The organism is Nocardioides limicola (assembly GCF_016827675.1).
Taxonomy (GTDB): Bacteria; Actinomycetota; Actinomycetes; order Propionibacteriales; family Nocardioidaceae; genus Nocardioides; species Nocardioides limicola.
In genome coordinates, this window is the sequence record NZ_JAERJA010000012.1 from 82,723 (window position 1) to 108,459 (window position 25,737).

Genomic DNA, 25,737 nt, shown 5'->3' on the forward strand with positions numbered 1-25,737 from the left:
CGCGGTCAGTAGCCGATCAAGTGACGCGCGTTGCTGGCCCGGAGCGCGTCCACCAGCACCAGCAGCAGGTCCGCGCGCAACGACGGGGCCTGTGGGGAGAGCACGACCTGCAGGTGCAGCGCCCGCAGGAACGCCTCCGCGTTCCCGGTCGCGTCGTAGGGGTCCCGGTCGCCGGCGACCCGGGCCGTGGCGGCGAGACGGAGCCGGTTCACCCACGGCTCCAGCAGGCTCAGCGGCAGCAGGTCGCGGCCCAACAGAGCCATCACCGTGGTCGCCAGACGATCCGGCTCCCCGGAGTTCAGCCGGGCCCCTGGGACGGTCACCCGGTCGGCCACCACGTCCAGGATCGCGGTGAGTTCGGGTTGCTCGAGATGGCGGGATCTGGCCAGTTGACTCAACGCGTCGGCGCCGTGCGCGATCGCGTGCGCCCACCCTTGACCGGGGACGTAGCCGCGCAGGTCCTGCTCCCGCAGCAGCCAGGTGGCCAGGTGATCACCCCACCGGAGCACCGTGGCCGCCTCGAGGCGGAGCACCTCGTTGTCCCGGGCCAGGCACTCACCGAGCACCAGCGCCGACCAGCTGCGCCGGAACACCGAGTCGGTGCCCGACTCACCCAGGCCGGTCAGCAGTCCGGTGGCGATGCCGTCGCCGAGGCCGCGCAGCAGATCGTCGTACACACCCCGGTGGATCCAGGTGGCCAGCGCCGGATAGGCCAACCCGTCCCGGGTCTCCGGGTCCGGGGACCCGAGCATCGCGGTGAGTTCGGCGGTCAGGTCGTCGAGCGGGCGTTGAGCGGGGACGCGCAGGCCGTCGGCCTGCACCTGCTGCCAGAACCCCGAGGTTGTCATGAGGCAATCCTGCCAGCCCTCTACGCTGGCCGGGTGCCGACCCTGACCGATGTGGTGGCGGGCCACACCACGCTGCAGCCCGACGACGTCGCCTGGCTGCAGTCGTTGCTCGCCGACTGGCAGATCATCGCCGACCTCTCCTTCGCCGATCTGGTGCTCTGGTTGCCTGATCAGGACGGGCGTGGCTTCTGGGCAGGGGCCCAGAAACGTCCCACCACCGGCCCGACCGCGTTCGTGGATGATCTGATCGGCACCTTCCTGCCGACGGGTCGACGGCCGATGGTGGACCAGGCGTGGAGCACCGGGCGGCTGGTGCGTGACGGTGACCCGGAGTGGCGCGACGACGTCCCGGTGCGGGTGGAGGCGATCCCGGTGCGCCGCGCCGACACGGTCATCGCGGTCATCGCCCGGACCACCAACCTGATCGGGTTCCGCACCCCGAGCCGGTTGGAGTTGTCCTACCTCCAAGCGGCCGACGATCTGACCCGGATGATCTCCCGCGGCGCCTTCCCGGTGCCGGGCCAGCGCAGCGACCATGCCGACACGCCCCGGGTGGGCGACGGATTCATCCGCGTCGACGCCGGCGGCCGGGTCGTCTACGCGAGTCCGAACGCGACCTCGGTCTATCACCGCCTCGGCCACTCCGACGACCTCACCGGCGACCTGCTCGCCGACGTCACCCGGGCCCTGGTCCCGCCCCGCCGGCGCACCGACGAGGAGACGTTGAGCGCGGTGCTCGGGGGCCGGGTGCACCGGGACACCGAACTCGGCGGCGGCAGCGTCACCCTGGTGCTGCGGTCCATCCCGCTGCGACCCGCGGGGGAGCATGTGGGTGCGTTGATCCTGCTTCGGGACGTCACCGAACTGCGCCGCCGGGACCGAGAGTTGATCACCAAGGATGCGACGATCCGGGAGATCCACCATCGGGTCAAGAACAACCTGCAGACGGTGGCGGCCCTGCTCCGGCTGCAGGCCCGGCGAGTCACCGAGCCCAGCGCCAGGCATGCGCTCGAGGAGGCGGTCAGCCGGGTCGGCTCGATCGCCCTGGTGCACGAGACGTTGAGCCAGACCGACGAGGAGCACGTCGAGTTCGACAGCATCGCCGATCGGCTGGGTCGGATGGTCACCGACGTCGGCGCCAGCCGGGCACGGGTGCTGCGCCGCGGCTCGTTCGGGGTGCTCCCGGCCGAGGTGGCCACGCCGCTGGCGATGGTGCTCACCGAACTGCTCCAGAACGCCGTCGAGCACGGCTGGCCGCTCACCGACGATGCCGACGGTCAGATCCTGGTCGAGGCCGACACCCTCGTCGGCCGACTGCACGTGCGGATCACCGACGACGGCCAGGGGCTTCCCGAAGGTTTCGACCTCGACACCTCGGTGAGTCTGGGGCTCTCGATCGTGCGGACCCTCGTCGAGTCCGAGCTTGGCGGTCAGCTGGCCCTCGGGTCGGCCGCCTCCGGGGGGACCCGCGCCGAGATCGACATCCCGCTGGGCGAGTCCGACTGACCCCTCACAGGGCCGCGCCGGTCAGGCGGTGCGCACCCGCGCCCGTGCGTTGCGACGCTTCAGCGCCCGCCGCTCGTCCTCGCTCAGACCACCCCACACGCCGTGGTCCTGGCCAGCCTCCAGCGCCCACGCGAGACACTGCTCGCGCACCTCGCAGCGACGGCACACCTGCTTGGCCTCCTCGATCTGGAGAATGGCCGGACCGGTGTTGCCGATCGGGAAGAACAGCTCCGGATCCTCGTCGAGGCATTCGGAACGATGGCGCCAATCCATGGCTTGGGGGACTCGCTTCCTTGTCGTCGGGCTGCCCGAGGGGTGGCCGGGCACGCCGGAACCCCACTCCGCAAATCACACCCACCCTCGAACGTCGGAGGGCAGGGTCGACCTACGTGCGGGGACTTGCACGGAACAGGGTGGCAAGAGATCGGCCTCGTGACAACCCCCCCAGGCACGTCGCATTCGTCACATTCGTCTCCGGGGCACCGTCGACGGGTCTGAAACCGTCGTCTGGATAGCATCCCTGGGTGACCCAAACGCGCCTCCCACGCCCGCTCCTGCTCGCCGCCGCACTGGCGGTGCTGCAGGGCGTCGTCCTCATCGGCTACGGCGTCCTCGAACTGGCGGCGACCAGCGGCAGCCGACCCGAGGTCGGCCTGACCACCGGCATCTTCTTCGCCGGCTACGGGGCCGGGCTGGTCGCCTGCGGGTGGGGGCTGTCCAGGCTGGTGGTGTGGGCGCGCAGCCCGATCGTGCTGGCGCAGTTGCTGCACCTGGGCGTCGCGTGGAGTTTCCGCGGCGGCGGGACCAGTCAGGTCGCCTGGGTGCTCGCCGCGGTGTCGGTCACCATGCTGGTGCTGATCCTGTGGCCGAGCACGCTGGCCGCCCTGCGCGACTCCGAGGACGAGTCCGCAGGCTGAGTTCAGCCGAGTTCAGCCGAGTTCGGCTCGCAGCGACTCCAAGGTCCGGGTCAGCACCCGGGAGACATGCATCTGCGAGACCCCGATCTCCTCGGCGATCTCGCGTTGTGACCTGTTGCCGAAGAACCGGAGCAACAGCACCTGCTTCTCCCTGGCCGGCAGCTTCTTGAGCAGCGGCTTGATCGACTCACGCAACTCGACCAGGTCGTAGTCGTCGGCGTCGGAGGGCAGGGTCTGGTCCAGGCCGGGCTCGTCGTCGTCCGCGCCGTGCAGCGACTGGCTGCGGTAGGCCTGAGCGGATTCGAGTCCTTCCAGGATCTCCTCGACGCTGACGCCGACGGCGGCAGCGAGTTCCGCCGGTGTCGGGGAGCGGCCCAGGGCCAGGGAGAGTTCGCTGCGCGAGCGCGAGATCTGCTCGCGGAGCTCCTGCAGGCGCCGGGGCACCCGGACCGCCCAGCCCTTGTCCCGGAAGTGCTTCTTGAGCTCCCCCAGGACGGTCGGGACGGCGTAGGTGGAGAACGCGGCGCCGTGCCCGGCGTCGTAGCGATCGACGGCCTGGATCAGCGCCAGCACTCCGACCTGGATCAGGTCCTCCATCGGCTCGCCCCGTCCCGAGAACTGGCCGGCGCAGTGCCGCACCAGGGGCATCGAGAGTTCGACGATCTCGTTGCGCAGGGCGAGCCGTTCGGACTCATCGACGGCGGCGGGCAGTGCAGCGACCAGCGCCTGCACGCGCTCGCGATCCGACATCGCCCGTCAGTGGTCCACGGGCGTGTCGGCCAGTGACGCGCGCAGGGTCAACGACACCGAGAACCGGTCGTCGGTGATCTCGGTGACCACATCGTCGGCCAGCGCGTCCAGGACCTGCCAGGCGAAGCCGTCACGGTCCAACTCGGGCGCCGTGGCGGCCACTGAGACCGTCATCGTGAACCGGCCGGGTGCGAGCGCGAAGTGGCAGTCCAAGGCGGCGCCGGGCACCGCCTCGGGCAACACCAGAGCACACGCCTCGCCGACCGCCATCCGCAGGTCCTCGAGTTCGTCGATGGTGAAGTCGAGACGGGCGGCGAGCCCCGTGGCGGTGGTGCGCACCACCGCCACGAAGGCGCCGTCGGCCGGTACTCGAAGCTCCGCGTCCATCGTCGAGGGAGGGACTCAGCCCTGCTTCGTCGCCCAGAAGATCTCGGCGATCTCGTCGATCTTGGCCAACAACTGGTCGGCGACCTCGGCGTCCAGGGTCCCCTTGGTGCCGCCGGCGCCGGCCAGCTTGGTGGCCTCGTTGATCAGCGTGTGCAGGTGCGGGTACTTCTCGAAGTGCGGGGGCTTGAAGTAGTCGGTCCACAGGATCCACAGGTGCTTCTTGACCTCTTCGGAGCGCTGCTCCTTGATCATCACCGCGCGGGTGCGGAAGTCCGGGTCGTCGTTGTCGGCGACCTTGGCGATCAGGGCCTTGATCGACTCGGCCTCGATCCGGGCCTGAGCGGGGTCATAGACGCCACACGGCAGATCACAGTGGGCGGAGACCTCGATGGCGGGGGCGAACAGTCGGGCGAACATTGGCGCAACTCCTTCATCAAACCGATGGACACAGTGGCGAGTGAGACACTACTCCGCGTGCGAGGCAGATGGGTGCAGGGGCGGACCCGGGCGTCAACCTGGGGGATCGCGGTGGTGCGCGGCCGCTCGATGCAGCCAGGGCTGCGCGACGGTGACCGGCTGCTGGTCAGGTGGGGTGTCGAGGTCAGTCCGGGGGATGTCGTGGTGGCGCGCCTGGGCGATGGCACGGTGGCGGTGAAACGAGCGGTGGAGCGACGAGACACCCGGACCGGGGTGCCGGGCTGGTGGCTGCTGAGCGACAATGCCGTGGACGGTGTCGACTCGCGCCACCGGGGGCCGGTCGGCGACGATGCGGTGCTGGCTGTGGTCCGGGCCAGGGTCTGGCCGCCGCGCTGGCGCCACCGGGAGTGACCCGCACCACAGCCGCCCCGGAGACCGCAGTGGCTAACCTGTGCCAGACTTGACGAGTTGTGAAGGTGGAGAGTGTGAGGGACGTGGCTGCGACAGATCCTGCCCAGACGGGCTCTGGTGACGAACTGCCCACGCCCGGCGACCCTTCGCACCCCTACCAGGGAGACCCGGTCTTCGACCTGCACGTCGGCGGCAAGCTCGAGACGGTGGCCCGAGTGCCGCTCACCGATGCCCACGACCTGGCGCTGGCCTACACGCCCGGGGTTGCCCGGGTCTGCGAGGAGATCGCCGCCGACCCGTCGATGACCCAGCACTACACCTGGGTGCCCAACACCGTGGCCGTGGTCACCGACGGCACAGCCGTGCTGGGCCTGGGTGACATCGGGCCTGCCGCAGCGATGCCGGTGATGGAGGGCAAGGCCGTCCTCTTCAAGCAGTTCGGCGGCGTGGATGCGGTGCCGATCTGCCTGGACACCACCGACACCGACGAGATCGTCGAGACGGTGGCCAGGCTGGCGCCCAGCTTCGGCGGCATCAACCTCGAGGACATCTCCGCACCCCGCTGCTTCGAGATCGAGGACCGGCTCAAGGAGCGACTGTCGATCCCGGTCTTCCACGACGACCAGCACGGCACTGCCGTGGTGGCGCTCGCGGCGCTGAAGAACGCGCTGCGGCTGACCGGACGGGACCCGGCGACCACCCGGGTGGTGATCTCCGGTGCCGGTGCGGCCGGTGTCGCGGTCGCCAAGATCCTGCTGGAGGCCGGTATCGGGGACCTCGCGGTCACCGACCGCAAGGGTGTGCTGAACTCCGAGCGCGGCGACCTCACGCCGGTGAAGCGCGGACTGGCCGAGATCACCGCGGATGTCACCGGCCGATCCGGCACGTTGGCCGACGTCCTCGCCGGCGCCGACGTCTACATCGGCGTCTCCGGCGGCACCGTGCCTGAGGAGTACGTCGCGTCGATGGCACCCGAGGCGATCGTCTTCGGGCTGGCCAACCCGACGCCGGAGGTACATCCCGACATCGCCCACAAGTACGCGCGCGTCGTGGCCACCGGACGGTCGGACTTCCCCAATCAGATCAACAACGTGCTGGCCTTCCCCGGGATCTTCCGAGGGGCCTTCGACGTCCAGGCCACCGCGATCACCGAGTCGATGAAGGTGGCTGCGGCAGACGCCCTGGCCGACCTGGTGGGCGACGGGTTGACCGAGGACCGGATCATCCCGGACCCGTTCGACCCCAGAGTGGCGCCGGCCGTGGCGACCGCCGTCGCCGCGGCAGCCCGCCGCGACGGTGTCGCCAAGATCTGACCTCTCCTCGCCTGTATCAGCATCGGTGAAGTCTGCTCCTGAGCAGTGACGTAATCCCTCAGCGAGGAGAACTCCCATGTCACTGGAAGAGAGCACCGAAGAACTGCCGACCGGGCCCACCGGTCGTTACATCGTCACGGTTGCCGGGCATGCCGGCAGCGCCGCCCTGCAGCAGGTGGCGGAGGCCAGCGGCGACTCCGACTGCGAGGTGCTCGATCACCTCAACATGGCGATCGTCGAGGCCGACGAGGCGCACCTGGCGTTGCTGCGCTCGGCCGTCGAGGATCCGTCCAGTCCGGTGATCGCGGTGGAGCCCGAGGAGTACGTGACGATCATGGACCACGTCGACGCGGCTCAGCGCAGCACCGCGACGGTCAACCCGTTCGTCACGATCGGCGACGGCGACGTCGAGGCGGCCGCCACCTACGGCGACACCAGCACCGCCAGTTGGGGCCTGTACGCCGTACGGGCGATGCCGCCGGTGCTGCACACGGCACCCTGGTCCGGGCAGGGCACCACGATCGCGGTCCTGGACACGGGCATCGACCTGCAGCACCCCGACTTCCAGGGCGGCCGGATCGTGGACACCCGGAGCTTCATCCCCAACCAGACGGTGCAGGACGGGCACAGCCACGGCACCCACTGTGCCGGCACGGCAGCCGGGCCGCGGGTGCCCACCCAGGGCCGCCGCTACGGGGTGGCGCATGGCGCCAAACTGCTCATCGGCAAGGTCCTCGCGGACTCCGGTGGCGGCACCTCGGGGCAGGTGCTGGCCGGGATCAACTGGGCGATCGACAAGAAGGCCACGGTGATCTCGATGTCCCTCGGGTCGTCGGTGCAGCCGGGCCAGTTGCCGCACACCTACTACGAGGAGGCGGCCCTGAGGGCGTTGAACAACAACGTCCTGATCGTCGCCGCCGCCGGCAACAGCGGCAACGGCAAGCCGGTCGGCTCCCCGGCGAACGCGCCCTCGGTGCTCTCGGTCGCGGCACTGGACCAGAGCCTCAACGTGGCCTCGTTCTCCTGCTTCGGCCTGAACGGTGCCGGTGGTGAGGTCAACGTCGCCGCGCCGGGTGTGCAGGTCTACTCGGCGGTGCCGACCAACAAGGGCTCCTACGGGTTCAAGACCGGCACCTCGATGGCGACCCCGCACGCCGCGGGGGTGGCCGCGATGCTGGCGCAGAAGACGGGCAAACGGGGACTGGCCCTGTGGAACGAACTGATGCTCACCACCCAGTCGTTGTCACCGCTGCCGCCGATGGCGGTCGGCTACGGCAACGTCCAGGTGCCGGTGAGCCGGATGGTGCTCCAGCCCATCCCGATCCAGCCCGTCCCGATCCGACCCTGAACCGGGTCGGCCCCGAACCCGGTCAGCCCCGGGGGGGCCGACCAACTGAGACCGACCGCGGCCCGGCACCGAATACGGGGGGTGCCGGGCCGCGGCGTACTCAGGAGGGGCCGTAGCACTGCACGGCGCAGTCGAGCGCTCCGGCCCCGAACGTCTCGGCGACGGCCAGCGCAGGGGAGACCCCGGCAGCCAGCCGCGCGTGCAGCCTCGGGAAGCGCTCGGCCGCAGCATCCTCGGAGATGTCGGCGGGCGCGGCGATCACGTGCCGGGCGCCGGCATGGAGCCAGGCACGGGCCATCCCCAGCGAGCCACCACCGACGCCGCATGCCGACAGCACCACCAGGTCGGGGGTGCTGGCCAGCAGTTCCACGTCATGGCCGAACCACGCGCCATCGGCCAGTTGCACCGAGGCCAGCAGCGGGTGGGCGTCGCGATCGTGCCCGTGCGCACACAGGTGCAGCAGGTCGCTGCGCGCGGCCAGCGAGGCCGCGGCCGGGCAGGTGGCGTCGTCGTGGACGGTGGCTCCACCAGGGGCCGCGGACCGCCAGGCATCGTGGACGCCCTTGGCCTCGTCCAGCCCGGTCCGGGTCCCCGGGCCGACCAGCACGGTGCGGGCGTCGAGCGAGCGGGGGGCGGTCTGCGCCGCGCGCACCCACGAGGTGGCCGAGGTCGGCAATGAGACCGCAACCCCGGCCAGACTCCCCAACTGCCCCCACGGCATCCGCGACAGTTCGTCGGGGACCGTCAACACCAGGTGCTGCGCACCCGCCCAGGCTGGGGCCAGCACGGAGTCGATGCCGTCGAGACGCTCGGCCAGGCCCGCCCGGATCACCGCGAGGTCGTGCCGTGCGGCCATGGTCAGATCGGCGTGCAGCCCACCGAGGCGGTGCCTCAACTCATCCCAGTCACCGAGGTGGTGCACCTCGACCGAGTCGGTGGCCACGGACAGCGCGATCACGGCGCGGTCGACTTCCAGGATGCTCACGAACCGGGCCGATCCCAGCGCCGATCTGAGGGCCGACAGCGTCAGCGTCTTCGCAGGGGACACCGAGCCGCCCGCCTGCCAGCGACCGTGCCGGATCTCCTCGATGAGTCGAGCCCTGGCCGCCGGATCCCCGTCGGGGCCCAGATGTCGCAGCGCGGCAAGCCGGTCACCGAGCTCCTCGGGTGGTCGCTCCGGCACACTGCGGGCGACGAGCTCGCGGGCCCGCTCGGACCACTGCAGGAGGGCCTCGGGGTCGGCCGAGGCCAACGCTGCCTGTTGTCCGAGCCGGATGACCTGCTCGCCGTGGCGTTGGGTGGAGGACTGGAGTTCCAGGCTGCCGATGCTGCGTTGCCAGGTCTCCAGTTCGTCGAGGGCACTGCCGGCCCGGTGGAGCGCCTCGGCGAGGTCGTGGCGGCCCAGGGCCACTCGGGCAGCGACCTCGCCGGCCAACAGGTGGGTGGCCAGCGGCGCCGTGTCCGGGACCGGCTCCGGGAACTCGCCGCGCAGCCCTGCCGCGCGCACCCGCAGCGCCCGGGCCGCGTCCGCCCGACCGGCCTCGGCCAGTCTCTCCGCCACCTCCGTCAGCGTCTGGTGCGGTGGCGTGGGTGCGGACCTGGCCTCGAGGTGGAGGGCGGTGGCGCGGGCGAGGTCCGCGTCGACGTTGTTGCCGTGCTCGGCGTAGCGCTGTGCGGCCGCCTCGGCGAGCGCGATGGCCTCGGGTCCGGACAGCAGACTGGCGAGGCGAGCTTCCACATCAGCCTGGATCCGCCACAGGTCACTGCCGTCGAGGCGTCGACGGACCGCACGAAGGAGGCCGATCGCCTCGCCGGGCAGGGCAGCGGCGCCGAGCGCCTCGGCGCGGTCGATGTCGACGGTGGCGGTCACCGCCGGCCCCAGCGTGGCCAGCACCTTCCGGGCCTCGTTCATCTGCTGGAGTGCTTCGACGAGGTCGCCGCGCAAGAGGTGCAGGTACCCGAGATTGTGCCGGCACTTGGCGACCACCACCGGGTCGCTGCCGTCCAGGGCAGCGGTCAGGTCGGCCCAGGCTCCTTCGAAGTCAGCCAACTCCATCCGGGCCGTGCCACGGTTGGCCAGCAGGGTGGTCCGCTGGTCCGGATCGGTGGCGGCGCCGAGCCCGTCGATGGCCTCGGTGAACAGGTCGACGGCCTCCGCGGTCCGACCCTCGATCCATCGGACGAAGCCGAGTTGGCCGCGGAGCACGGCGACGCTGATGGCCGACAGTCCGTGGCGCTTCAGCGCGTCCAGGCAACGTTGTTCGGCGTCCGCGACGCGGCCCTGCTCGGCCTCCAGGTAGGCCAGCGTCCCGTCGACCAAGGAGAGTTCGGCCGCCCCGATGGCCAGCGTCAGCGCCTCGTTGAGCAGCGCCTCGGCGGCCGGCAGGTTGCCGGCGTTGGCCAACTCCTTGGCCCGGGCATGCAACTGGGTTGCGGTGGGAGTCTCGGCCACGCCCTCAGCGTAGCGATCGGCTCACCTCACCCGTGGGCGAGTGCCTCCTGGGCGCGGGCGATCCTGTCGGCGGGGTCGGTCGCAGGCTCCAGCTTCGCCGCCAGCCGCGCTGCCAACACCGGGGCGGCGAACGACGTACCGCTCCAGACCGCGAAGCCGCCGGAGAAGTCGTCCGGGTCGAGGGTCTCCCGGCGCCCGTGACGCATCAGCGGCTCGGCGCCGGTGTTGACCATCGGGTGGGTGCTCAACAACGCCGCACCCGGCTGCCATGACTTCACCCAGGTTCCCTCGTTGCTGAACGCGGCGACGGTGCCGTTGGGATTGGTGGCGCCGACCGAGATCAAGGGCGCCAGCCCGGCCGTATCCGGGTCGTCCGCGAAGGCGGCGGGATAGTGCGGACGACGGGTCGCGGCGTTGCCGGCCGAGACCACGATCATGGTGCCTTCGGCGCGCAGCAGTCGCAGCGACTGCGATAGCGCTTCGCTGTACGCGGTGTCGTCCGCGGTCTCGTGCACATAGCTCAGTGACAGGTTCACCACGTCGATCGGCTGCCCCTGGCGTTGGTACTCCACCAACTGCATCACGGTCTCGATCAGGGTGAACTCGTCGATCACCCCGTCGCCCTCGCAGACCCGCACCGCCAGCACCTCGGCCTGCGGGGCGATCTGACGGATCAAGCCGGCGATGAAGGTGCCGTGCCCGGCCGCCGGTTCGGCGGCCCCGTCGATCGGGTCGCCGACATCGGGCACCCGTTCGGCGTCGACGCCGCCCACCAACCCGATCTCAGTGCCGTTGAGTTGTGGCCGGGTGACGACCTCATCGAGCCACGGATGCTCCGCGCAGCCGGTGTCCAGAACGGCCACCGTGACCCGTCGCCCCGACAGCTTCTGGCGGGCCGGAGGCTCCACGGCCACATTGACAGGCTGCTTCCCGCCCAGGCCGGGGACCGCATAGCTGGCGGCCGGATTGGTGCTCATCAGGGGGTTGGTGCTCATCAGCGGGTTGGTGCTCATGAGGGGATTCGTGCTCATCAGCGGGTTCGTGCTCATCAGCGGACCGAGTGTCAGCACGTGGTTGAGGCCGATGGCCGACCCGCCGCCGCGTTCGCGCCAGGCCCGCAGCAGCAGGAAGGCGTCGGGGTCGTGCCCGAGGTGGGCACGGGCCCGGGTGAGCCGAAGCCGGCGTACCCCCGCGATCCCGGCGGACTCACCCGGCCCGGCGTGGGTGCGTCGCGGGGGGTGGGGCCCGGCGAAGCGCACCGCCTTGTCGTCGTGGATCTTCCACCCGCGTTCGCCGGCCAGTCTCCCCACCTCGCGCAGCTCCTCGTCGACCCCGTCGCCGATCGGCATCAGCAGGGTGTCCGCGACGTACGCCGTCGGGAACCACCCCCGGCCGGCGTCAGTGCTGCTGACCCGGTACGCCGGCTGGTCGAACTGTTGGCGCCAATCGGCACGCTTGCGGTCCTTCACTGATCACACCTCGAACTCGGTAGTCACGAAACCTCGGTGGTCGCCGCGCAGCCGGAGCCGCACCGGCCCCGCAGGCACCTGGGTGAACTCGAATCTTCCTGCCCGGCTCACCTCGGTGGACCGGGTGCCGGCGCTGGTCAACAGCTGCACCTCCTGGACCCCCTCGGTCCAGCCATCCACGCGGCGGCTGCCGTCGGGAGCTTCGGAGAGCCGCACCACCATGGTCAGGTCGTCGGTCTCGCACTCGAGCACCTGGGAGGCACCCCCCCGGACCGCCAGCGACTCCGAGGCGGTCAGCGTGAGCAGTTCGACGTCGAGATCCTCCGCGGCGATGGCGGCGATGATCCGGTCGGGCAGATGGGCGGGCATCGGGTCGGTGCGCTCCCACATCGCCCGCAGTTCGGCGAGCATCGCGCCGTCGTCGATCTCAGGCATGGTCGCCTCCTTGGTCGAATCCCTCGCCGCGCAGCAGGGTGCGCAGCCTGGCCAGGCAGCGGCCGCGGGTCGGGCCGATGCTGCCGACCGGCATCCCGAGGTCGGCGGCGAGTTGGGCATAGTTGGGGCGGTCGAGGAACGCGGCGACGCGGAGCAGCCGCTGGCAGCGCTCCGACAGTTGACCCACCGCATCCCACAGAGCCCTGGCCTCCCAGCGGGTGGCCGCCTCGTCCTCGGCCGAACGGGTGCGCTGGCTGGGGATGTCCAGGGTGGGTAGTTCGTCGTCGGTTCCGCGGGCCACCCGCCACGCTTCGCGGCGGGTGGTGGTGGCGAGCCAGCCCCCGATGGCACCGGGGTCCCGAACCGACTCGGGGTGCCGGACCAGCGCCAGCCAGGTGCTCTGCACCACGTCGGAGGCCCGCTCCTCGTCGAGCCGCTGCGACCGGGCGATCTGCCACAGCACCGGCGTCAGCAGGCGGACGAGTTCGTCGATCGCAGCGGGTTCGCCGTCGCGCCAGCGCGAGAACAGCTCGGCTGCCTCGCTCCAGAGCCGCTCGGACGAGCGCTGCTGGGTCATGTGTCCAGTCTTCACAACTTCATGGAGTCGCGTACAGGGTTTCTGATACATCGGGTTCTCGAGGCGGGCGCTAGGGTCAGTGCCATGTTCGCTGTGTACGCCGACTCCTTCTCCTCCGACGACCCGCTGAGTGGCCTGGTGCTGGGGGATCGCCCCGACCCGGTGGCCCCCGACGGCTGGACCACCGTGACCGTGAAGGCGGCCTCGCTCAACCACCACGACCTGTGGTCGTTGCGTGGGGTCGGGCTGAAGTCCGAGCAGTTGCCGATGATCCTCGGCTGCGACGCCGCCGGGTACGACGAGGACGGCAACGAGGTGGTGGTGCACGCGGTCATCTCCGACCCGGACTGGTCGGGCGACGAGACCCTGGATCCCCGCCGCTCGCTGCTGTCGGAGCGGCATCAGGGCACCTTCGCCGAGAAGGTGGCGGTGCCCCGTCGCAACGTGGTGCCGAAGCCGGCGTCGATGTCGTTCGCCGAGGCGGCCTGTCTGCCCACCGCGTGGCTCACGGCGTACCGGATGCTCTTCACCCAGGGTCAACTCAAGGCCGGCGACTCGGTGCTCGTCCAGGGTGCCGGCGGTGGCGTGGCCACCGCGCTGATCGTGTTGGGTCGGGCAGCGGGGCTCCGGGTGCTGGCCACCAGCCGTGACGAGGGCAAGCGGGCCCGGGCCCTGGAGATCGGGGCACATGAGGTCTTCGAGTCGGGGGCGAGGCTGCCGATCAAGGTGGATGCGGTGATGGAGACGGTCGGCCGGGCCACCTGGTCGCACTCGATCAGGTCGCTGCGGCCGGGCGGCGCGATCGTGACCAGCGGCGCCACCTCAGGTCCGAACCTCGACGATGCCGAACTCACCCGGATCTTCTTCCTGCAACTCAAGGTGATCGGGTCCACCATGGGCACCCGGGCAGAACTCGCCTCGCTGGTGCAGTTCCTCGACGCCACCGGCACCCGGCCGTTGATCGACCGGGAGCTGCCGATGGATCAGGCCCGGGACGGGTTCACGGCGATGGTCGGGGGAGAGTTGTTCGGCAAGGTCGTGTTCACCCGATGAGGCACCTGGTCACCGGCGCAGGCTCCGGCATCGGCCGGGCGCTGGTCGACCTGCTGCACGGTCGCGGCGACGACCTGCTGCTCTGGGCCAGGGACGCCGAGCGGGCCGAGGTGCTCGCCGGCCGGCACCCGGGAGCCGACATCCTGGTCGGTGATCTGGCCGACCCGGTGGCGCTGGAGCAGGTGTTGTCGACGCTGGAGCTGCCCGCGCGGTTGGACTCGCTGGTGCACTGCGCCGGCGTCGTCGACCTCGCCCCGGTCGAGGACCTGACCGCCGCCGACCTGATCCACCAGGTGGCCGTGAACGCGGTCGCCCCGGCGCTGATCAGCCGGGCCTGTCTGCCAGCGCTGCGCGCCGCTCAGGGGTCCGTCGTCTTCGTCAACTCCGGCGCCGGGCTGCACGCCCACCCGCACTGGTCGGCGTACGCCGCGTCGAAGCACGCTGTGAAGGCGATCGCCGACGCGTTGCGTGCGGAGGAGCAGCAGCAGGGCGTCCGAGTCACCTCGGTGTACCCCGGTCGGGTGGCCACCCCGATGCAGCAGAAGGTGCACGAGCAGGAGGAGCGGGACTACGACGCGTCCGCCTGGGTGCAACCGGGCACAGTGGCGGCTCAGATCCTCGCGGTGCTGGACCTGCCCGACGACGCGGTGGTGCCGGAGATCCAGATCAGACCTCGCTGATCCGGGCCCCGAAAAAGGGGATGAGTTCGGCGGCGACCTCGGGAATAGTTGCAGTAGCCGACCAGTTGAGTCGGTTGTCGGGGGAGTCGCCCGGCGCGCCACCCCCTGATCTGACCTGTGAGGTGTCATGACTGCCGAGCTCACCGTCGAGCCAGGCGCCGCAACCGGACGGACCCCGGCCGTCGTCAAGTTGCTGGTGCTGGCGACCTTCGTAGTGATCCTCAACGAGACGATCATGATGAACGCCGTGCCTCGCCTGATGGAGTACTGGCAGGTCGACGAGGCCACCGCCCAGTGGGTCTCCACCGTGTTCATGCTGACCATGGCTGCGGTGATCCCCATCACCGGCTGGTTCCTGCAGCGGTTCAGCACCCGGCAGGCCTTCGCCACCGCGATGACGGTCTTCCTGCTCGGCACGGCGTTGGCTGCCGTGGCGCCCACGTTCGAGGTACTCCTGCTCGGGCGTGTCGTCCAAGCAGCGGGCACCGCGGTGATGATGCCGCTGCTGATGACCACGCTGATGACGGTCGTCCCCGAGAGCGACCGGGGCCGGGTGATGGGCAACGTGACGATGGCGATCGCGGTGGCTCCGGCGCTCGGCCCGACCGTCTCCGGGGTGGTGCTCCAGTTCGGCTCCTGGCGGATGCTCTTCGTGGTGGTGTTGCCGATCGCCGGTGCCGTCACCTGGCTCGGCCTGCGCCGGCTGCAGAACATCGGCGAGCAGCAGGCCGGGAACGTCGACTGGCTCAGCGTGCTCGTCGCGGCGGCTGGATTCGGCGGGTTGGTCTATGGGCTCACCCTCTTCAGCGAAGGCGCCGGATCACTGCGCCCGTCGGCGACGGTCGTGGCCGGTCTGGCACTGATCGGGGTGTTCGTGCTCCGCCAACTCAGGCTGCAGCGCAGCCGTGGCCCGTTGATGGACCTGCGGGTGCTCCGCAGCTCCACCTACCTGCGTGCCCTGGTGCTGATGTCGCTGGCGTTCATGGGGATGCTGGGGGCGATGATCCTGCTCCCGCTCTATCTGCAGAACATCCGCGACCTGTCGCCGCTGCAGACCGGCCTGCTGGTGATGCCCGGCGGACTTGCGATGGGGCTGCTCGGTCCGACCGTCGGCCGTCTCTTCGACCGCTTCGGGGGCCGACCCCTGGTGATCCCCGCGTCGATCGCCATCGTGGTGTCGATGATCGGGTTCAGCCAGCTGTCGATGACGATGCCGTACTGGCTGCTGCTCGCCCTGCACATGGTCTTCATGATCAGCCTGGCGGCGCTGTTCACCCCCGCCTTCACGCTCGGGCTGGGTGCCCTGCCACCCCACCTCTACTCACACGGCAGTTCGATGCTGGGCACCCTGCAGCAGGTGGCGGCGGCGTTCGGCACCGCGCTCGCGGTCACCGTCATGACTGTCCAGGCCGCGGCGTTGCGCGCCGACGGCGTCGCCGAGGAGTTGGCGCAACTGAGCGGGATCAAGGCCGCCTTCACGGTCGGTGCCGTCATCTCGCTGGTCGTGGTGGCGATAGCGCTGGTGTTGCCGGGGCGCAACCCGAGCCAGCTCAACGACCGGGCCTGAGTACGGCGGACATCTCCAGGTCCACCCGGATCGGGTGAGCGCGACCGGCCTCAGTCGAGGAAGTCGTCCAGGTGGGGCCAGCTCGTGGTCGGGGCATCCACTCCCGCGATCAGACCCAAGTGGCTCAACCCGTCGGCGGCGGCGTACCGGGCTCCGGGCACCACCTCGGTGCCCGCCTCGACGGCCGGGCCGTTGGCGATGTTGTCGGTGCGGCTGCCCACGAAGAGCACGCGGGTGGCGATCTCGGACAGGGACACGGCACGACCCCGGCTCAGTCGCACGGTGCCGCTGGTGAGCTCGTTGCGGACCATCAGCCGAGAATGGATCTGGTGGTAGGCGCGTCCCGGGTATCCGGGCATCGAGCCGATGAAGCCGTCGACGGCCTCGGTCCTGGCCAGGGCCTCGGTGTCGTGCAGGTTGCGGGCCAGGAAGAGTGGCTTCGTCAGCTCACGCATCGGCGCCATCCCGCGATAGATGGCCTGCACCAGCGGACCCGGTACGCCGCCCATCAGCGCGGTCGCCGCGGTCACCGTGCGGGTGCCGAGGAGACGGTCGGCGACGATCAGCGGCTGCACTGCCGGGATCAGGGAGTAGTCGATCGGAGTGCCGAACGCGGTCAGTGAGGCGATCGGCAACTCCGGGTGGGCGGCTGCGGTGAGCAGGCTCAGGGTGCCACCGAGCGACCAGCCGATCAGGTCCACGCTCTCGCCGCCGTGGGCGTCGGAGACCCGTTGCACGGTGCTGGGCAGGATGTCGTCGATCCAGGCCTCGAACCCCATCGCGCGGTCAGCGAACGAGATCGTGCCGTAGTCGACCACGTACACCTCCCGGCCGCCGTCGAGCAGGTGAGCCGCCAGGCTCTGGCCCGGCCGCAGGTCGAAGCAGGCCGTGGAGACGGCCAACGGCGGCACCAGCAGCACCGGACGTCGACGGCTGGCCGGACTGGCTCGGTAGAACCGGCGCAGCTGCCGGTGCGGCCCGTCGTACACGATCTTGGCGGGCAGGCCCGGGTACGACTCGACCCCGGAGCCGAAGGGGGAGATCGCGACGGCGTTGCGGGCGGCTGTGGCCAGCGTCGGCAGCGGGGGTGCAGTGATCACGGGCGCCATCGTCGCGGGTCGCCGAACTCGGCGTCCATGGAACGTGACGAAGGTGACGCCGGCGTCCGCGCGTCTAGGACTGCCACTGCAGCGCGCCGACGAACACCATCTTCAGTTGCCGCCTCGCCACATCCCCGATCCGGCGGCGCTCCTCGGGCCGAGTGGCGGCAGCCAGGGCTTCGGCATGGCTGATCATCGCGGTGACCAGCAGGTTCGTCAGGATCCTCAGGTCCTCGCTGGACCAACGCTCGGCGCCGGGGAGCCGGGCCAGGTCCGTGGCGAGCTCGCGTTCGATCAGTTCGATCTCGTGACGTACGGCGGCGCGCACCGTGGTGGGACCGGCGACCCGCTCCCGGGCGATGAAGCGGAAGTGTGAGGCCTGGCGGGGGACCTGCTCGGTCAGGGCCGCCACCGAGGCGTCCACGATCACCCGCAACAGGTTCCCCGGAGAGGTGTCCGGGGGGAGCCGGCGGGCGTCGGCCAGCAGGTGGCGCAGAGAGCCGAACGACTCCTCGACCAGGGCCAGCCCCAGGGCGTCGAGGGAGTCGAAGTGGCGATAGAAGGCGGTGGGCACCACGCCCACCTCCTTGGCCACCTGGCGCAGCGAGAGCCCGACCAGGCTGGACTCCTCACTCAGCGCCAGCGCCGAGTCGAGGATCGCTCTCCGGGTGTGCTCCTTGCGCTCGGCGCGGGACATCTCCATGGAGCAATCCTAAGGGATGGTGCACGGGTGTTCACTGAACGTGGTCGACGTCACCTCGGAATGGCTTGACCGCAGCGGGGTGCCTTCGTCAGAGTATTGGGTGTACGGATGTTCACTGAAAGGATCCGTTCTGATGGCTCTCGTCAACACCCTGCTGCGATCACGCGCAGTCGCGGCCCTCACCTCGCCGCACGGCGTCGACCGCTACCTCGAACTCGTCAACCCCATGTGGGCAGCCCACGACGTTCGGGGGCGGCTGATCGACCGCACCCTCGAGGTGGACGTGCCCGGTGCGCCTCCGGTCGCCACGCTGACCATCCAGCCGACCGGCAACTGGGCCGGCCACCAGGCCGGACAGCACGTCCAGCTCGGCGTCGAGATCGCCGGCACGCGCACCACTCGCGTCTTCAGCGTCTCCTCAGCCGCCAGTGGCCGCGGCGACCAGTTCACCATCACCCTGCGCGCCAACCCCGACGGCATCGTCTCCTCCTACCTGGCCGAAGAGGCGCCGCTGGGCACCATCCTTCATCTCTCCCAGGCCCAGGGCGAGTTCACCCTTCCCGAGCAGATGCCCGAGCACGTGCTGATGATCTCCGGCGGGTCCGGGATCACCCCGCTGATGTCGATGCTGCGCACCCTGCAGCGGCGCACCCACCGGGGCCGGGTCACGTTCCTGCACTACGCGCAGTCCCCGGAGCACCAGATCTTCCGCGACGAGCTCGCCCAGGTGGCCACCTCGGGCTACGGGATCGACCTGCACCTGGTCTACCCCGAGACCGGCGGCCGCTTCTTCACCCCGATGGAGCTCGAGCGCCTCGTCCCCGGCTTCCGTGACGTCGACACCTTTGCCGTCGGCCCGGCCGGTCTCATCGAGAAGGTGCAGGCGGCCTACGAGGGCTCCGACAAGCTCCGGGTCGAGTACTTCAAGGCGCCCGCCGTGTCGAACGGATCGACCGAGGGTGACATCACCTTCACCCGGACCGGGACCAGCGCCGCCAACTCCGGCACCACCCTCCTGGAGCAGGCCGAGGCAGCGGGGCTCACCCCGGCCTTCGGCTGCCGGATGGGCATCTGCTTCTCCTGCACCGCCACCAAGAAGGAGGGGACCGTGCGCAACGTGCTGACCGGTGAGACCTCCTCGCTCCCCGACGAAGACATCCGCATCTGCGTGAGCACGCCTGAGGGCGACTGCGCAGTCGAACTCTGATCCAGAAAGGACATCATCATGACTGTCAGCATCGAGAGGCCGCCCGTCAAGGCCGCGACCGACTCCGAACTCAGTTCGACCTACACCCTGACCGCGGAGCAGCTGGACGCGTTCGGTGACGAGATGGACGCCATCCGGCAGCGCGTGATCGCCGACCTCGGCGACGAGGACGCGGCGTACATCCGCAAGGTCGTGAAGTACCAGCGCGGCTTCGAGGTCGCCGGCCGGGTGATGTTCTACCTCCCGCCGCTGTGGCCCGCCGCCGTCGCCTCCCTCTCCGTGTCGAAGATCCTCGACAACATGGAGATCGGCCACAACGTCATGCACGGCCAGTACGACTGGATGGGCGACCCGGCCCTGAACTCCCGGATGTTCGACTGGGACACCATGGCTCCGGCCGAGAACTGGAAGTACGGCCACAACTACATGCACCACACGTACACCAACATCGTCGGCAAGGACCGCGACATCGGGTACGGCATCCTGCGCATGGACGAGGACCAGAAGTGGCGCCCCTACTACCTGGGCAACCCGGTCTACGCCTTCTTGCTGATGGTCTTCTTCGAGTGGGGCGTGGCGCTCCATGACCTCGAGGCCGACGAGATCCTCGCGGGTCGCCGCCACCTGTGGAAGGGCGAGAACGCGCCGATCTTCCGCCGGCTCCGCAAGAAGATGGGCAAGCAGATCCTCAAGGACTACGTGCTCTTCCCGCTGCTGACCGGCCCGTTCTTCCTGAGCACCCTGGCCGGCAACGCGGTTGCCAACCTGATCCGCAACATCTGGACCTTCAACATCATCTTCTGTGGTCACTTCCCGGCCGGTGTGGCGACGTTCTCGATCGAAGAGACCGAGAACGAGTCCCGCGGTCAGTGGTACTACCGCCAGCTGCTCGGTTCGGCGAACATCACCGGCGGCAAGCTGATGCACGTGATGAGCGGCAACCTGTCCCACCAGATCGAGCACCACCTGTTCCCCGACATTCCGGCTCGCCGGTACCCCGAGATCTCGGTCGAGGTGCAGGAGATCTGCGAGCGCTACGGCTTGCAGTACAACAAGGGCTCGCTGCCCGTCCAGCTCTGGTCGGTGGCCCGGAAGATCTTCCGGCTCGCGCTGCCGACCAAGGCTGAAGCAGCGACCGAGCCGCAGACGCGCTCCGCGTCAAGCGCCCCGGTCCGGGCCGCCTGAGAGGAGACTCACGTTGCCCGAGCCTGTCTTGTCGCCGACACTGGACACATGAGCGAGAACGCTGGCGGCACGGACCGCCTCAGCAAGGTCGAGATCCGCAAGGACGCCGCGCAGAGCGTGCTCGAGGCAGGCATCGGCACCGTGGGCGAGGTGGCGGGGATCCTTACCGGCGCCGTGAAGGACGTGGTGGGCGCGGTGGGCGACCTGGCCACGGAGGTCTTCGAGATCTCCGACGCTGCCCGCCGTGCGGGCCAGGACCACGAGGTCGAACCGACCCGCGCGGCCGACGACGCCTAGGTTCGCAGAGTCCGAACGGCAACTCCCCACGTGCTTGACTGTCTTCCACGTCGGACGGAAGGAGCCGTCGATGCCGGACTGGCGGAAGCTCAAGCGAGTGGTGTTCGCGCGGCACAGCAATCCGTGGAGCATGTGGACGAGGTGGGCGAGCACACCGCTCGTGCTTGTCCCCGTGTGGCGACGCAGCCACCGCGACGCCGCCTTGGTCGGCCTGTGGATGGCAATCAACCCGGTGGTGTTCAGCGAACCCGCGGACGACCGGTCATGGGCGACCCGGGCGGCTCTTGGTGAGGAGCAGTGGATCGACGAGCGGCCGATGGACGTCGCGATGGCGGTCAACGTCGCCGCAACCGCCGCCCTGCTGGTCGCGATGGTCGCCGCACATCGGCGCCGTGCCGGACCGGCCGCAGCAGCGACGGCACTGGAGATGGGGCTGCTGATGGTGTATTGGGAACTGATGGCCCGCTACTACGACCGCCATGGTGGCGTGGGTCGACCATCCCGACCGTGACGCTGGCAGGCGGCGTCCCTACTCGAAGCGAAGTCGGAAGTTGGTCATCCGGAAGGAGCCCAACTGCCGGGCCGAGCCGAGGAAGCCCAACGGCCCGTCCGGGGTGAAGGTCCACTGGGCGCGGCAGGGCAGGGCCTTGGCGGAGCCACCCATCACCACGTGGGCGAGTTCGGGATGCTCGGGGATGCCCGGCTGCTCGACATAGCCCTTGAAGGGTGTCCGGAGGGCCAACTTGGAGACGTCGGAGAACTCGGCGGTCACGATCGGTTCACCGTGGGCGACGGCGGACCACGACGCTTGGGTGAGGGGCCCGCGGGAGCGGCGTTCCTGCTCGAAGTCGCACAACTCCTTCGGAATCGCCCACAGTTCTCGACCCCCGGCCAGCGATGCCGGTGAGTCCACCCAGATGTCGGTGATGGTGACCACCCGCTTGCGGCCCCGCCTGCCCGCCCGGGCGACCAGCAACTCGCCGTACTCCAACGGGCTGGGGGAGACATAGTCGACCAGCGCGGCGCCGTAGATCCCGGCCGGATGCCGCTCGTCCGCAGCGACCGGCAGCCGGAAGACCGAGAGCCACATCGAGCCGTGCATCAGCCAGGGTGCCGGGGGATAGGCGGTCACGCGATCAGTCCTCGGGGTCGTCGAGCCGGGCCAGCCAGGTGGCCAGGCGTTCGATGGGCACCTCGAACTCGGGGTGCACGTCGGTGAACTCGATGAGGCGGTCGGCCAGCCAGGCCAGGGTGACCTCTTCGTCACCCCGACGCTGGTTGAGCTCCTCGATCCCGCGGTCGGTGTAGTACATGCCGCTCCGGTCAGGCCAGCGGCCCGAACGCCTCGGCCATCAGGCCCTTCTGCTCCTCGAGGTGGCGCTTCACGGTGCCCACCGACGGCGACGACGACGCCGGGCGGGTGACCCGCTGTACGACGATGTCGCCGTTGACCTCGGGCCACACGTTGAGCTGGTAGTGCGGCCACGGACCCATGTTCGCGGGCTCGTCCTGCACCCAGCGGATCGCCTTCAGGTTCGGGTACTTCGCGATCTCGGCCTTGATCGCGTCGAGCGGCTGCGGGTAGAGCTGCTCCACGCGGCCGATCGCGAACCGGGCCGCGTCGTCGTGCTTGCCGCGCTCGACCATCAGGTCCCAGGTGACCCGACCCGAGCAGAGCAGCAGCGTGTCGACGCTGTCCGGGTCCGCCTCGGCGTCGCCGATGAACGGACGGAAGTCACCGTGGGTGAAGTCGGACGGCTGGGAGGCCGCCTCCTTGCGCTTGAGCATCGACTTCGGAGTGAAGATGATCAGCGGCTTGTGCTCCTCGCCGAGGCTGTGGCGCCGCAGCAGGTGGAAGTGCGAGGCCGGGGTGGACGGCTGGGCCACCACGAAGGCTTCGTCGGCCGCCAACGTCAGGAACCGCTCGATCCGGGCGGAGGAGTGGTCCGGGCCCTGGCCTTCGTAGCCGTGCGGGAGCAGCAGCACCACGCCCGACTGCTGGCGCCACTTGGTCTCACCGGAGGAGATGAACTCGTCGATGATGGTCTGGGCGCCGTTGACGAAGTCGCCGAACTGGGCCTCCCACAGCACCAGCGCCTCCGGGCGGGCCACCGAGTAGCCGTACTCGAAGCCGAGGGCGGCGTACTCGCTGAGCAGCGAGTCGTAGATGTGGAACTTGGCCTGGTCCTCGGTGAGGTGCGACAGCGGCGTCCACTCGTCGGCGTTCAGCCGGTCGATGATCGTCGCGAACCGCTGCACGAAGGTGCCCCGGCGGGAGTCCTGGCCTGCCAACCGCACCGGACGTCCGTCCATCAGCAGCGAGCCGAAGGCGAGGATCTCACCGGTACCCCAGTCGATCGGGCCGTCGGTGATCGCGTTCGCCCGGCGCTGCAGCTGTGGCATCACCTTCGGGTGCACGGTGAAGCCGTCCGGCGGCGTCACGTAGGCGTCCGAGATCCGCTTGAGTGTCTCCGGGGAGACCGCGGTGGTGAACTCTGAGGCGGGCTTCTCGGGGTAGTCGGGCACGGTGGTCCAGCTGGTCGGCGCCTCGTTGGCCTCGCGGACCTCGGTGAACACCCGCTCCAACTGCTCCTGGTAGTCGCGCATGACCTGCTCGGCCTCGTCGATGGTGATGTCGCCGCGGCCGATCAGGGACTCGGTGTAGAGCTTGCGCACCGAACGCTTCTGCTCGATGAGGTCGTACATCAACGGCTGCGTGTACGACGGGTCGTCGCCCTCGTTGTGTCCGCGGCGGCGGTAGCAGACCAGGTCGATCACCACGTCGGTGTTGAACGCCTGCCGGTACTCGAACGCCAGCCGCGCCACCCGGATGCAGGCCTCGGGGTCATCGCCGTTGACGTGGAAGATCGGTGCCTGCACCATCCGCGCCACGTCGGTGCAGTACAGCGAGGACCGCGACGAGCCGGGGGAGGTGGTGAAGCCCACCTGGTTGTTGACCACCACGTGCACGGTGCCGCCGGTGCGGTAGCCGCGCAACTGGGAGAGGTTCAGGGTCTCGGCGACCACGCCCTGACCGGCGAAAGCGGCGTCGCCGTGCACCAGCAGTGGCAGCACCGGGTAGGCGACGCCCTGGTTGAGCACGTCCTGCTTGGCGCGGGCGATCCCCTCCAGCACCGGGTCGACGGCCTCCAGGTGCGACGGGTTGGCCGCCACGGACACCTTGATCGACTTGCCGGTGGTGCCGACGAACTCGCCCTCGGCGCCGAGGTGGTACTTCACGTCGCCGGATCCCTGGACGGTGCGGGGGTCGATGTTGCCCTCGAACTCCCGGAAGATCTGCGAGTACTTCTTGCCGACGATGTTGGCCAGCACGTTCAGCCGGCCACGGTGCGCCATCCCGATGCAGACCTCGTCGATGCCGGCCTCGCTGGCCGCCGAGCAGATCTCGTCGAGCACCGGGACGGTGGTCTCGCCGCCCTCGAGGCTGAATCGCTTCTGGCCGACGAACTTGGTCTGCAGGAACGTCTCGAACGCCTCGGCCTGGTTCAACTTCTTCAGGATCCGCAGCTGCTCCTCGCGGGGCGGCTTGGTGTGCGGCTGCTCGACCCGCTCCTGGATCCAGCGGCGCTTCTCCGGGTCCATGATGTGCATGTACTCGATGCCGATGGTCCGGCAGTAGGAGTCACGCAGGATCCCCAGGATGTGTCGCAGCTTCATGAACCGGCGGCCTTCGCCCCCGAACGAGCCGGTGGCGAACTCGCGGTCCAGGTCCCACAGGGTCAACCCGTGGGACTCCACCCGCAGGTCGGGGTGGCTGCGCTGCTTGTACTCCAGCGGGTCGGTGTCGGCCATCAGGTGGCCACGCACCCGGTAGGCGTGGATCAGCTCCAGGATCCGGGCCTGCTTGCTGATCTCGTCGTCGTGGTTGGTGGCGATGTCGTTCGACCACCGGATCGGCTCGTACGGGATCCGCAGGGACTTGAAGATCCCGTCGTAGAAGCCGTCCTCGCCGAGCAGCAACTGGTGCACCCGCTTGAGGAACTCACCGGACTGGGCGCCCTGGATCACACGGTGGTCGTACGTCGACGTCATCGACATGACCTTGGAGATGCCGTTGCGGGTGATCGCGTCCTCGGAGGCGCCCTGCCAGGCGGCCGGGTACTCCATCGCGCCCACGCCGATGATCGCCGCCTGGCCGCGCATCAACCGCGGCACCGAGTGCACGGTGCCGAGGCCGCCGACGTTGGTGAGGCTGACGGTGGTGCCGCCGTAGTCCTCCATCGTCAGCTTGTTGTCCTTGGCCTTGCGGATCATCTCCTCGTACGCCGTCCAGAAGGCGGCGAAGTCCATCGTCTCGCAGCCCTTGATGGAGGGGGCGACGAGCTGTCGGGTGCCGTCGGGCTTCTGCTGGTCGATGGCCAGACCGAGGTTGATGTGCGCCGGGGTCACCATCGTCGGCTTGCCGTCGACCTCGTCGTAGGAGTTGTTCATCTCCGGCATCGACTTCAATGCCTTGACCAGCGCGTACCCGATCAGGTGGGTGAAGGAGACCTTGCCGCCGCGGGCCCGCTTGAGGTGGCTGTTGATGACGATCCGGTTGTCCCACAGCAACTTGACCGGCACCGAACGGACAGAGGTGGCGGTGGGCACCGTCAGCGAGGTGTCCATGTTCTTCGCCGTCGCCGCGGCGATGCCTCGCAGCACCGTGTGCGTCGGTTCGTCGCTGACCTCGCGAGGCGGCGCGACCTTCTTCTCCTTCGCCACCGGCTTGGCGCCGCCGGTGGCCGGTTCAGCCGCGGCTGCGGCGGGTCGCGGCGTCGCCTTCGGCTGGACGGAGCTGGCCTGGCTGGAGTCGGCCTGGCTGGAGTCGGCCTGGCTGGAGTCGGTCTGACCGGCGCTGGACGCGGGCTGGCTGTTCGTCTGAGCTGCGGGTGCCGCGGCCGACTGGGTCGACTGAGCAGGGGTGCGGTCCCGGTCGGCGAAGTATCGTTGCCACGTCGCATCAACGCTGTTCGGATCGCGCTGATAGCGCTCGAACATCTCGTCCACGAGCCACTCGTTGGCTCCGAAGTCCGATGTCGGGTCAGGTGATCCTGGGGTCTGCGTTGAGGACTGCGACACGTGGTTCGCCTCTTCCAGATCGTGCGCGGGACG

26 protein-coding genes are annotated in these 25,737 nt (G+C 69.7%); 12 read left to right on the forward strand and 14 right to left on the reverse strand.

Features of this window, described 5'->3' with window-relative positions; translation table 11 throughout:
- Window positions 1-5 precede the first annotated feature (5 nt).
- Window positions 6-848: a DUF2785 domain-containing protein gene (locus JKG67_RS16255; protein ID WP_203338392.1), complete on the reverse strand. Its 843-nt coding sequence runs from the start codon at window positions 846-848 to the stop codon at window positions 6-8.
- A gap of 33 nt (window positions 849-881) precedes the next feature.
- Between JKG67_RS16255 and JKG67_RS16260 the strand changes: the two genes are divergently transcribed.
- Entirely contained in the window at window positions 882-2,354 is a 1,473-nt protein-coding gene (locus JKG67_RS16260; protein WP_203338393.1) for a sensor histidine kinase, read from the forward strand.
- A 21-nt stretch (window positions 2,355-2,375) separates the two neighbouring features.
- On the opposite strand, the gene JKG67_RS16265 is transcribed toward JKG67_RS16260, so the two are convergent.
- Entirely contained in the window at window positions 2,376-2,627 is a 252-nt protein-coding gene (locus JKG67_RS16265; RefSeq protein WP_203338394.1) for a WhiB family transcriptional regulator, read from the reverse strand.
- 251 nt (window positions 2,628-2,878) lie between these two features.
- On the opposite strand from JKG67_RS16265, the gene JKG67_RS16270 reads away from it, so the two are divergent.
- Complete coding sequence (locus JKG67_RS16270; protein WP_203338395.1) at window positions 2,879-3,271, forward strand: hypothetical protein; 393 nt, start codon at window positions 2,879-2,881, stop codon at window positions 3,269-3,271.
- 12 nt (window positions 3,272-3,283) lie between these two features.
- Here JKG67_RS16270 and JKG67_RS16275 read toward each other — a convergent pair whose 3' ends face one another.
- The 3 genes from JKG67_RS16275 to sodN are packed head-to-tail and all read right to left on the reverse strand — an operon-like array spanning window position 3,284 to window position 4,825.
- The gene (locus tag JKG67_RS16275; RefSeq protein WP_203338396.1) at window positions 3,284-4,021 is read right to left on the reverse strand and encodes a SigB/SigF/SigG family RNA polymerase sigma factor; all 738 of its coding nucleotides are present in this window, start codon (window positions 4,019-4,021) and stop codon (window positions 3,284-3,286) included.
- Window positions 4,022-4,027: 6 nt separating this feature from the next.
- Complete coding sequence (locus JKG67_RS16280) at window positions 4,028-4,408, reverse strand: hypothetical protein (RefSeq protein WP_203338397.1); 381 nt, start codon at window positions 4,406-4,408, stop codon at window positions 4,028-4,030.
- A 15-nt stretch (window positions 4,409-4,423) separates the two neighbouring features.
- Complete coding sequence (sodN, locus tag JKG67_RS16285) at window positions 4,424-4,825, reverse strand: superoxide dismutase, Ni (protein ID WP_203338398.1); 402 nt, start codon at window positions 4,823-4,825, stop codon at window positions 4,424-4,426.
- 57 nt (window positions 4,826-4,882) lie between these two features.
- Between sodN and JKG67_RS16290 the strand changes: the two genes are divergently transcribed.
- The 3 genes from JKG67_RS16290 to JKG67_RS16300 all read left to right on the forward strand — a co-directional run bounded on the left by JKG67_RS16290 (window position 4,883) and on the right by JKG67_RS16300 (window position 7,897).
- The gene (locus JKG67_RS16290) at window positions 4,883-5,236 is read left to right on the forward strand and encodes a S24/S26 family peptidase (RefSeq protein ID WP_307816606.1); all 354 of its coding nucleotides are present in this window, start codon (window positions 4,883-4,885) and stop codon (window positions 5,234-5,236) included.
- 125 nt (window positions 5,237-5,361) lie between these two features.
- A complete protein-coding gene (locus JKG67_RS16295; protein ID WP_275403409.1) occupies window positions 5,362-6,549 on the forward strand; it encodes an NAD(P)-dependent malic enzyme in 1,188 nt (395 codons plus the stop codon).
- A 76-nt stretch (window positions 6,550-6,625) separates the two neighbouring features.
- Window positions 6,626-7,897, forward strand: a complete 1,272-nt coding sequence (locus tag JKG67_RS16300; RefSeq protein ID WP_203338400.1) for a S8 family serine peptidase — start codon at window positions 6,626-6,628, stop codon at window positions 7,895-7,897.
- Window positions 7,898-7,997: 100 nt separating this feature from the next.
- Here the strand turns inward: JKG67_RS16300 and JKG67_RS19130 are convergent, their stop codons facing one another.
- From JKG67_RS19130 to JKG67_RS16320, 4 genes are read right to left on the reverse strand one after another with little or no spacing between them, the layout of a single operon-like run.
- Window positions 7,998-10,349 carry a CHAT domain-containing protein gene (locus JKG67_RS19130; protein WP_203338401.1) on the reverse strand — a complete coding sequence of 784 codons (2,352 nt, stop codon included), beginning with the start codon at window positions 10,347-10,349 and terminating at the stop codon, window positions 7,998-8,000.
- 26 nt (window positions 10,350-10,375) lie between these two features.
- Entirely contained in the window at window positions 10,376-11,818 is a 1,443-nt protein-coding gene (locus JKG67_RS16310) for a S8 family peptidase (protein WP_203338402.1), read from the reverse strand.
- Window positions 11,819-11,821: 3 nt separating this feature from the next.
- Window positions 11,822-12,253, reverse strand: coding sequence for a hypothetical protein (locus tag JKG67_RS16315; RefSeq protein ID WP_203338403.1), 432 nt, complete (start codon window positions 12,251-12,253; stop codon window positions 11,822-11,824).
- Window positions 12,246-12,830: an RNA polymerase sigma factor gene (locus JKG67_RS16320; protein ID WP_203338404.1), complete on the reverse strand. Its 585-nt coding sequence runs from the start codon at window positions 12,828-12,830 to the stop codon at window positions 12,246-12,248. The genes JKG67_RS16315 and JKG67_RS16320 overlap by 8 nt, the downstream gene beginning before the upstream one ends.
- A gap of 84 nt (window positions 12,831-12,914) precedes the next feature.
- Here JKG67_RS16320 and JKG67_RS16325 point away from each other — a divergent pair, with 84 nt between their 5' ends.
- From JKG67_RS16325 to JKG67_RS16335, 3 genes are all read left to right on the forward strand, one after another.
- Window positions 12,915-13,883 carry a zinc-binding dehydrogenase gene (locus tag JKG67_RS16325; RefSeq protein WP_203338405.1) on the forward strand — a complete coding sequence of 323 codons (969 nt, stop codon included), beginning with the start codon at window positions 12,915-12,917 and terminating at the stop codon, window positions 13,881-13,883.
- The gene (locus tag JKG67_RS16330; protein WP_203338406.1) at window positions 13,880-14,563 is read left to right on the forward strand and encodes an SDR family oxidoreductase; all 684 of its coding nucleotides are present in this window, start codon (window positions 13,880-13,882) and stop codon (window positions 14,561-14,563) included. The genes JKG67_RS16325 and JKG67_RS16330 overlap by 4 nt, the downstream gene beginning before the upstream one ends.
- A gap of 127 nt (window positions 14,564-14,690) precedes the next feature.
- Window positions 14,691-16,130 (forward strand): MDR family MFS transporter, encoded by a 1,440-nt coding sequence (locus JKG67_RS16335; protein ID WP_203338407.1) that lies wholly within the window; start codon window positions 14,691-14,693, stop codon window positions 16,128-16,130.
- A 50-nt stretch (window positions 16,131-16,180) separates the two neighbouring features.
- Here JKG67_RS16335 and JKG67_RS16340 read toward each other — a convergent pair whose 3' ends face one another.
- A complete protein-coding gene (locus JKG67_RS16340) occupies window positions 16,181-17,230 on the reverse strand; it encodes an alpha/beta fold hydrolase (protein ID WP_307816607.1) in 1,050 nt (349 codons plus the stop codon).
- Between the two features lie 73 nt (window positions 17,231-17,303).
- Window positions 17,304-17,933: a TetR family transcriptional regulator gene (locus tag JKG67_RS16345; RefSeq protein ID WP_203338408.1), complete on the reverse strand. Its 630-nt coding sequence runs from the start codon at window positions 17,931-17,933 to the stop codon at window positions 17,304-17,306.
- 133 nt (window positions 17,934-18,066) lie between these two features.
- Between JKG67_RS16345 and JKG67_RS16350 the strand changes: the two genes are divergently transcribed.
- The 4 genes from JKG67_RS16350 to JKG67_RS16365 all read left to right on the forward strand — a co-directional run bounded on the left by JKG67_RS16350 (window position 18,067) and on the right by JKG67_RS16365 (window position 21,133).
- Window positions 18,067-19,140 (forward strand): ferredoxin reductase, encoded by a 1,074-nt coding sequence (locus JKG67_RS16350; protein WP_203338409.1) that lies wholly within the window; start codon window positions 18,067-18,069, stop codon window positions 19,138-19,140.
- 18 nt (window positions 19,141-19,158) lie between these two features.
- A complete protein-coding gene (locus JKG67_RS16355) occupies window positions 19,159-20,325 on the forward strand; it encodes a fatty acid desaturase family protein (protein ID WP_203338410.1) in 1,167 nt (388 codons plus the stop codon).
- Between the two features lie 48 nt (window positions 20,326-20,373).
- Window positions 20,374-20,622: a hypothetical protein gene (locus JKG67_RS16360; RefSeq protein ID WP_203338411.1), complete on the forward strand. Its 249-nt coding sequence runs from the start codon at window positions 20,374-20,376 to the stop codon at window positions 20,620-20,622.
- Window positions 20,623-20,692: 70 nt separating this feature from the next.
- Window positions 20,693-21,133: a DUF6653 family protein gene (locus JKG67_RS16365; RefSeq protein WP_203338412.1), complete on the forward strand. Its 441-nt coding sequence runs from the start codon at window positions 20,693-20,695 to the stop codon at window positions 21,131-21,133.
- Between the two features lie 18 nt (window positions 21,134-21,151).
- Here the strand turns inward: JKG67_RS16365 and JKG67_RS16370 are convergent, their stop codons facing one another.
- From JKG67_RS16370 to JKG67_RS16380, 3 genes are read right to left on the reverse strand one after another with little or no spacing between them, the layout of a single operon-like run.
- Window positions 21,152-21,754 (reverse strand): acetoacetate decarboxylase family protein, encoded by a 603-nt coding sequence (locus JKG67_RS16370; RefSeq protein WP_203338413.1) that lies wholly within the window; start codon window positions 21,752-21,754, stop codon window positions 21,152-21,154.
- Window positions 21,755-21,758: 4 nt separating this feature from the next.
- Complete coding sequence (locus tag JKG67_RS16375; RefSeq protein WP_203338414.1) at window positions 21,759-21,935, reverse strand: DUF6104 family protein; 177 nt, start codon at window positions 21,933-21,935, stop codon at window positions 21,759-21,761.
- 10 nt (window positions 21,936-21,945) lie between these two features.
- Window positions 21,946-25,623, reverse strand: a complete 3,678-nt coding sequence (locus JKG67_RS16380; RefSeq protein WP_238998605.1) for a multifunctional oxoglutarate decarboxylase/oxoglutarate dehydrogenase thiamine pyrophosphate-binding subunit/dihydrolipoyllysine-residue succinyltransferase subunit — start codon at window positions 25,621-25,623, stop codon at window positions 21,946-21,948.
- Between the last annotated feature and the right edge of the window lie 114 nt (window positions 25,624-25,737).

Bases quoted from the DNA above. Each gene is read 5' to 3' on its own strand.
- JKG67_RS16255 (WP_203338392.1), bottom strand. From the start codon at position 848: ATGACAACCTCGGGGTTCTGGCAGCAGGTGCAGGCCGACGGCCTGCGC.
- JKG67_RS16265 (WP_203338394.1), bottom strand. From the start codon at position 2,627: ATGGATTGGCGCCATCGTTCCGAATGCCTCGACGAGGATCCGGAGCTG.
- JKG67_RS16275 (WP_203338396.1), bottom strand. From the start codon at position 4,021: ATGTCGGATCGCGAGCGCGTGCAGGCGCTGGTCGCTGCACTGCCCGCC.
- JKG67_RS16280 (WP_203338397.1), bottom strand. From the start codon at position 4,408: ATGGACGCGGAGCTTCGAGTACCGGCCGACGGCGCCTTCGTGGCGGTG.
- sodN (WP_203338398.1), bottom strand. From the start codon at position 4,825: ATGTTCGCCCGACTGTTCGCCCCCGCCATCGAGGTCTCCGCCCACTGT.
- JKG67_RS16300 (WP_203338400.1), top strand. From the start codon at position 6,626: ATGTCACTGGAAGAGAGCACCGAAGAACTGCCGACCGGGCCCACCGGT.
- JKG67_RS16315 (WP_203338403.1), bottom strand. From the start codon at position 12,253: ATGCCTGAGATCGACGACGGCGCGATGCTCGCCGAACTGCGGGCGATG.
- JKG67_RS16320 (WP_203338404.1), bottom strand. From the start codon at position 12,830: ATGACCCAGCAGCGCTCGTCCGAGCGGCTCTGGAGCGAGGCAGCCGAG.
- JKG67_RS16325 (WP_203338405.1), top strand. From the start codon at position 12,915: ATGTTCGCTGTGTACGCCGACTCCTTCTCCTCCGACGACCCGCTGAGT.
- JKG67_RS16330 (WP_203338406.1), top strand. From the start codon at position 13,880: ATGAGGCACCTGGTCACCGGCGCAGGCTCCGGCATCGGCCGGGCGCTG.
- JKG67_RS16335 (WP_203338407.1), top strand. From the start codon at position 14,691: ATGACTGCCGAGCTCACCGTCGAGCCAGGCGCCGCAACCGGACGGACC.
- JKG67_RS16345 (WP_203338408.1), bottom strand. From the start codon at position 17,933: ATGGAGATGTCCCGCGCCGAGCGCAAGGAGCACACCCGGAGAGCGATC.
- JKG67_RS16350 (WP_203338409.1), top strand. From the start codon at position 18,067: ATGGCTCTCGTCAACACCCTGCTGCGATCACGCGCAGTCGCGGCCCTC.
- JKG67_RS16355 (WP_203338410.1), top strand. From the start codon at position 19,159: ATGACTGTCAGCATCGAGAGGCCGCCCGTCAAGGCCGCGACCGACTCC.
- JKG67_RS16360 (WP_203338411.1), top strand. From the start codon at position 20,374: ATGAGCGAGAACGCTGGCGGCACGGACCGCCTCAGCAAGGTCGAGATC.
- JKG67_RS16365 (WP_203338412.1), top strand. From the start codon at position 20,693: ATGCCGGACTGGCGGAAGCTCAAGCGAGTGGTGTTCGCGCGGCACAGC.
- JKG67_RS16375 (WP_203338414.1), bottom strand. From the start codon at position 21,935: ATGTACTACACCGACCGCGGGATCGAGGAGCTCAACCAGCGTCGGGGT.
- JKG67_RS16380 (WP_238998605.1), bottom strand. From the start codon at position 25,623: ATGTTCGAGCGCTATCAGCGCGATCCGAACAGCGTTGATGCGACGTGG.